The organism is Shewanella sp. Sh95, from assembly GCF_001308045.1.
GTDB classification, from domain to species: Bacteria; Pseudomonadota; Gammaproteobacteria; order Enterobacterales; family Shewanellaceae; genus Shewanella; species Shewanella xiamenensis.
In genome coordinates this window covers 1-432 of record NZ_LGYY01000178.1, presented here as the reverse complement: position 1 = coordinate 432, position 432 = coordinate 1, and the positions used below count along the sequence as shown (strand labels likewise).

Annotated in this window: 1 protein-coding gene; it reads right to left on the bottom strand. The window is 60.2% G+C overall.

Features of this window, described 5'->3' with window-relative positions; all coding sequences use genetic code 11:
• Positions 1-48 precede the first annotated feature (48 nt).
• On the bottom strand, positions 49-432 hold a 384-nt coding region (locus AEA42_RS13200; protein WP_197278438.1), incomplete at its 5' end, for an ethanolamine ammonia-lyase reactivating factor EutA.

Below are 432 nucleotides of genomic sequence, written 5' to 3'. Positions count from 1 at the left end.
GATAAACATTGCCGAACAATGTGGTCTTTAGTTTCATAAGTCGTTCCCTCAGGAAGGAAATGCGAGTGATTTCACCGTCACCGGCACAACCGATCCGCCAAAAAGAGGCGTACCAATGTCGATATAGTCTCCCGCCCGGATGCTCACCTCATCGATGACCGCCAGCGGAAGGTGTGGAAGCTGTGGCCGCAGCAGCATGCCCAGCGCTTTGCCAAAATCCTGCCCGGCCACCAGCAGCAGTGGACGGGGATTGGGAAAGCGGGCGACAAACGCCAGCAGGGCGTCAATTACGGTCAGTAAGGTGGCGTAGCGCACCGGAAGTGAAGCGGGAAGCGCCAGCACGTAAGCGTCCGCCTCGGGGGCCAGATCGAGCTGCGTCAGCGCCTGGAGCCAGGCGTTCGGCAGATCGGCGGCATCCTGCGGGATAGCCAC